Raw genomic sequence first — 3,602 nt, 5'->3', positions numbered from 1 at the left:
CCACTTAATCCATAAATGGTAATTAAGCGAGTATGATCTTCTAATATCCATTGTTTGAGGGTAGTTAATTCTGAGGTGCGATCGTAAAAGGTAGTTAATTCGGGTGCGTCTATTAAATTGATGATTGTTGATTGATTTTGGGTTGGTGAAGTTTCTGAGGGAGATTGCGATCGCTGTCTAGTATCTTCTGAATATCGCATCTTTTCTCCATAAATATTGATAGGGCTATTAATATAACTACTAACTATCTCCAAAGATTCACCGTAATTGTAAATATTAGATACTGCTTTTCTTTCTAAAATAGAGCGAACATTCATTTTATTGATATCTTCTCCTAACAAATCCGATAGAGTCTTCCATAATTCGGAAGCTATATTTTTAACATGGGACTTACTCCGATAGCAACTTTTCCCAATTTCTTCATATTTTAATCCTTGCCAAGTTCCTTCTAAGATAGCCATTTCTACAGAATCGAGGTGTTTTCCTGTTTTGGTAAATACAATGTCATCCGCCCAATGTAAGAGTTCCTCAGTAGTCATAGATTGAGTTGGGGGTGAAGTCTGGCTTAAGGTTATCTTAATTTATCGTACTTTTCCGTACTTTGGCAAGTCTATCCTCGATAAATTGATAAAAAACTTTATAAAACTACTGACTTAATGTTACTTATTAGGATTGTTACATCTAAAATACTCTTATATAATAAAACAAGTCAGTTGTTTCAGAAATCCAGTTGGAGAGAAAAAGTCATGAAAAAATTAGCAACAATTTTTTCCTTTTCCCTTTTAATCATTTTGCTTGTTGTAAGCAATGTTTTACCTGTATTGGCAAGTCCATCCTTGAATCTAACACCTAGTGTATCTGTAAGCAATACATACACTTATAACTCACAGAAGAATGAAATAAAGAAACATTTGATTGTCGGGAAGTTGGTTTGCAAATACGTTGATGGCCACAAGAGATGTTGGGATGAATAATTGAATAAATTCTTACTTATCAATTATTTAATTTTTAATAGCAATCAATCTACACTATTCTTTTTATAAGTGTAGATTTTATATTTGTTTTCACCTCGTTCCCAAGCAGGAGCCTGGGAATATATGATAGAGGCTCCTCCTCTTATTTCAGGTGTCAGAGCTACCCTGATATCATTTTTAGGTATCACTACCGTATATACATTACTTAGAGGAAAATTCGTGAATAAATTTAGATTGATAGGTTTAGCGATCGCTCTCCTAGCTCCTTTTGTCTTGCAACCTGCCCAAGCTGAAATGGTAGTTCTTGGTACAGCTTCCACCGGAGAAACCCTGACTCTCGATACTGATTCTGTCTCAAGAGGCACACCAGCAGGTACTGGGTTATTCATAACTGCGACATATTATCTGGATAGCGAAAGAATAGATGCAACAATTAGCTGTAGACATAACTATTGGGTTGTAGAAGGAGATTCGACACACTATACTCCTCAATCTCAAGCAACACGAAATCTTATATCTACAGCCTGTGCAATTGCAATTAACAGTCAAACTCGTCAATCTAAAACGTTGTACCGCTAACTTCAATTTTGGGGACAAATTTTCATCAAGGAGAAACCGAACTTTCATGTTTTAATTTCTCCTGTTCTCGTTGCTGCTTAACCGCTTGTAAACGTTGCCTTAAAGGTGAAGGATGAGTGATAAACTCTTGATAATGTTGTTCTCGCTGTTTCCATAACCGCAATAGATAAGCATCCATCGCCGAACGATTTTGTAAATAATAGGTAATCACAGCATAGATTTTTTCAAGGTTGAGGGTAGGTAGCTCTTGTAAAATTTGTTCTGGGGTGTATCCATCCAAATAATATTTGATAATATCCTCAATGCCAATACGATGACCTTTGAGACGAATTTCATTAGGATTAATAAATTCTAAATAATCTTCTAACTGCATAATTACAACGATCTGTTATATTGTTCTTCAGCAAATTGCTCAAAATCTCGAAACCGTCCCTGTTCAAAATCCTCTAATCCTTGTTTAATTCCTTCAATCGCTTCTTCTGTATCATCCGCTCGCCATTCCTGTTCAATACGCTGTTCAGGTAAACGAATTGCTTGTAGAACAGAATCAGAAATTGAAATTTGTATTCCCATCTTCGTTTATTATAAATAAATTTCAGGTAAGAGTTGAAATTGTATTCAATCGTTAGATTCTTTAGATTTGTCATACTTTATTAAAATTTACAAACCTAGTGCAGAAATGGCATCTTTAACGGTTATCATCAGAATCATTGGTTCAATGGGTGAAACCGTAAATCCACAATTCTCATAAAACTGTTTCGCTTCTAAAGAAATAGCTTGAACAAGAATTGCCCGAATGCCGACAATTTCAGCAGCTTGTAAAGTCCGAAGAATTGCATCTCGGAGTAAACCCCGACCGATCCCTTTCCCTTGCCATTGCCGATCAACTGCGAGTCTGCCAATCACCATCACGGGAATTGGATCAGGCATATTACGGCGAACTCGATCTGTTGCGATGGTTTGTGCTACCGCCCCACTAGCAAGACAATAATATCCAATGACGACATTGCCAACGCAAACAACATAAGTGCGTGAACCTCCCTCTAACTCATTCTTCAAAGCACGTTTTTTCAGCCAGTCATTCAGTTGATGATTGCCGGAATCAAAGTTATCAATTTGATGAGATGAATTGAGTTTTTCTGGCGGGGTAATTCGGTTTGATTCTGAATTTAATCCCACAGTGGCTTAGTTGTTAACAATTGCTGCAATTGATGATTGAGGGTTGGGGGTTCATCTAGCCGATCTAAAAATTCTTGAAATCTGACTTCATTTAAACCAAAAAAACATTGATCTAAAAGAATGTTTTGGGCTTTTTCATAAGCAGCTTCGAGCATAAACTCAGAGCGACTTTTTCCCTTAATTTGAGCCGCATGATCAATTAAATCTCGTTGATTCTGTTTGGCTCGAATATTAATGGTCACGTCACGGGTTTGACCCGCTTGGGTTTCAAATTCTGATGGTGACATAATCGGTATTAGATTGAGAGACTCACAAAAGCCTATTTATACCCTAACGCTTTGTGTATACGTTGTCAATACAATCGTTGTCATCGGGAATCACGACCGTTATTGATTAGCCCAGCTTATCAAAGCTATCAGAAACCCTGTTGTTAAAAGACTTTACAAACCGTAATAAAGCCGTTAATGTAGTAGACATAGATACCAAACGAACCTCGAAAAATACATAGCAATCATACCTAACATGACAACAACCTTACAGCAACGCGAAAGCGCCAACGTTTGGGCGCAGTTCTGCAACTGGGTAACATCCACCAACAACCGCCTGTACATCGGCTGGTTCGGCGTGTTGATGATCCCCACCTTGTTAACTGCAACCATCTGCTACATCATCGCCTTCGTAGCAGCACCCCCGGTTGACATCGACGGAATCCGTGAACCCGTAGCCGGTTCCTTAATGTACGGAAACAACATCATCTCTGGTGCAGTTGTTCCCTCATCCAACGCCATCGGTTTACACTTCTACCCCATCTGGGAAGCAGCTTCTCTCGATGAGTGGCTGTACAACGGTGGCCCTTACCAGTTGGTAATC

At 38.2% G+C, this 3,602-nt stretch carries 6 protein-coding genes and 1 pseudogene; 2 read left to right on the top strand and 5 right to left on the bottom strand.

What is annotated here, in order from left to right:
• Positions 1-539: helix-turn-helix domain-containing protein (locus WN50_RS08675; protein ID WP_046280594.1), on the bottom strand; the 539-nt coding region annotated here is incomplete at its 3' end.
• 654 nt (positions 540-1,193) lie between these two features.
• Here WN50_RS08675 and WN50_RS08670 point away from each other — a divergent pair.
• Complete coding sequence (locus tag WN50_RS08670) at positions 1,194-1,553, top strand: hypothetical protein (protein WP_152964746.1); 360 nt, start codon at positions 1,194-1,196, stop codon at positions 1,551-1,553.
• Positions 1,554-1,578: 25 nt separating this feature from the next.
• Here the strand turns inward: WN50_RS08670 and WN50_RS08665 are convergent, their stop codons facing one another.
• The 4 genes from WN50_RS08665 to WN50_RS08650 form a co-directional block, all read right to left on the bottom strand.
• Entirely contained in the window at positions 1,579-1,926 is a 348-nt protein-coding gene (locus WN50_RS08665) for a DUF433 domain-containing protein (protein WP_046280569.1), read from the bottom strand.
• Positions 1,927-1,928: 2 nt separating this feature from the next.
• Positions 1,929-2,126: a hypothetical protein gene (locus tag WN50_RS08660; RefSeq protein WP_053221463.1), complete on the bottom strand. Its 198-nt coding sequence runs from the start codon at positions 2,124-2,126 to the stop codon at positions 1,929-1,931.
• A gap of 87 nt (positions 2,127-2,213) precedes the next feature.
• Positions 2,214-2,732, bottom strand: a complete 519-nt coding sequence (locus tag WN50_RS08655; RefSeq protein WP_046280568.1) for a GNAT family N-acetyltransferase — start codon at positions 2,730-2,732, stop codon at positions 2,214-2,216.
• Positions 2,723-3,019 (bottom strand): type II toxin-antitoxin system TacA family antitoxin, encoded by a 297-nt coding sequence (locus WN50_RS08650; protein ID WP_046280567.1) that lies wholly within the window; start codon positions 3,017-3,019, stop codon positions 2,723-2,725. Before WN50_RS08650 ends, WN50_RS08655 begins: the two co-directional genes overlap by 10 nt.
• A gap of 235 nt (positions 3,020-3,254) precedes the next feature.
• Between WN50_RS08650 and WN50_RS08645 the strand changes: the two are divergent.
• A pseudogene (locus WN50_RS08645) lies at positions 3,255-3,602 on the top strand (photosystem II q(b) protein); the annotation flags it as partial.

The sequence above is a fragment of the Limnoraphis robusta CS-951 genome, from assembly GCF_000972705.2.
This window is presented reverse-complemented; position numbering and strand designations above follow the sequence as displayed.

Excerpts from the sequence above, each read along its gene's own strand:
- WN50_RS08665 (WP_046280569.1), bottom strand. The coding sequence starts at position 1,926 with ATGCAGTTAGAAGATTATTTAGAATTTATTAATCCTAATGAAATTCGT.
- WN50_RS08650 (WP_046280567.1), bottom strand. The coding sequence starts at position 3,019 with ATGTCACCATCAGAATTTGAAACCCAAGCGGGTCAAACCCGTGACGTG.
- WN50_RS08660 (WP_053221463.1), bottom strand. The coding sequence starts at position 2,126 with ATGGGAATACAAATTTCAATTTCTGATTCTGTTCTACAAGCAATTCGT.